The organism is Burkholderia sp. Ax-1719 (assembly GCF_011753055.1).
Classification (GTDB): Bacteria; Pseudomonadota; Gammaproteobacteria; order Burkholderiales; family Burkholderiaceae; genus Paraburkholderia.
In genome coordinates this window covers 1-1313 of the sequence record NZ_VWWJ01000072.1, presented here as the reverse complement: position 1 = coordinate 1313, position 1313 = coordinate 1, and the positions used below count along the sequence as shown (strand labels likewise).

2 protein-coding genes are annotated in these 1313 nt (G+C 66.7%); both read right to left on the bottom strand.

The features are described 5' to 3' along the window. Window positions 1-97: 97 nt before the first annotated feature. Window positions 98-1015 (bottom strand): ABC transporter permease subunit, encoded by a 918-nt coding sequence (locus tag F3J17_RS35900; protein ID WP_167070562.1) that lies wholly within the window; start codon window positions 1013-1015, stop codon window positions 98-100. A gap of 50 nt (window positions 1016-1065) precedes the next feature. Next, on the bottom strand, window positions 1066-1313 hold a 248-nt coding region (locus F3J17_RS35895; protein ID WP_167070560.1), incomplete at its 5' end, for an ABC transporter permease subunit.

Genomic DNA, 1313 nt, shown 5'->3' with positions numbered 1-1313 from the left:
ACTTCGCCCGGCGCCACCGACAGGTTCACGCGGTCCACGGCGGGCAGGCCGTTGAAGTTCACCGACAGGTTGCGGATGGTAAGAAGGTCAGTCATGTTCAGGCCATCCGTTTCAGCTTGGGGTCGAGCGCGTCGCGCAGCCCGTCGCCGAGCAGGTTGATCGCGAGCACCGAGATCAGGATCGAAAGGCCCGGCATCGTGACGATCCACCAGGCGCTGTCGATATAGTCGCGTGCGGACGCGAGCATCGCGCCCCACTCGGCGGCCGGCGGCTGCACGCCCAGGCCCAGGAAGCCCAGCGCGGCCGCATCGAGAATCGCCGAGCTAAAACCCAGCGTCGCCTGCACGATCAGCGGCGCCGTGCAGTTGGGCAGCACCTGCGAGAACATCAGCCGCAGCGTGCCCGCACCGGCCACGCGCGAGGCCGTCACGTATTCCTTGTGCAGCTCGCCCAGCGCCGAGCCGCGCGTCAGACGCACATAGCCCGGCAGCGCGACGATCGCGATCGCGAACATGGTGTTCGTGAGACCCGGGCCGATGATCGCCACCACGGCCACGGCCAGCAGCAGCGACGGCAGCGCGAGCAGCACGTCCATCAGACGCATGATCGGCGTATCGGCCCATTTTTCGAAGAACGCGGCGACGAGGCCGAGCACGATGCCCGGAATCAGCGCGAGCACGACCGACACGCAGCCGATCCACAGCGACAGGCGCGCGCCATACATCAGACGCGAGAGGATGTCGCGGCCCGCTTCGTCGGTGCCGAGGATGAACTTCCAGTTGCCGCCGTCGAGCCAGGCGGGCGGAATCTTGACGAAGTCGCGGTACTGCTCGATGGGGCTGTGCGGCGCGAGCACGGGCGCGAAGACCGCGACCACGACCAGCAGCAGCACGATCACGCCGGCGGCGACGGCGCCCCTGTTGCGCGAGAAGTTCGCCCAGAATTCGCGCAGCACGAGCGCGCGGCCCGAAGGCGGCGTCACGGCGCGGGGCGCGGTGTTCTGAATGTCAGCCATCACGCCTCCTTGTTTTCAGTATGTTGTGGGGTTTGCATCGTCATGGCGTGTTACCTCGTGTGGCGGATGCGCGGATTAAGCACGCCGTACAGCAGATCGACGACCAGATTCACGAGGATCACGAGCGTCGCGATCATGAGAATGCCGCCCTGCACCACCGGATAATCGCGGCGGCTGATCGCGTCGATCAGCCATTTGCCGATGCCGGGCCACGAGAACAGCGTCTCGGTGAGCACCGCGCCCGCGAGCAGCGTGCCCACCTGCAGGCCGATCACGGTCACCACCGGAATCAGCGCAT

Excerpts from the sequence above, each read along its gene's own strand:
- F3J17_RS35900 (WP_167070562.1), bottom strand. The coding sequence starts at position 1,015 with ATGGCTGACATTCAGAACACCGCGCCCCGCGCCGTGACGCCGCCTTCG.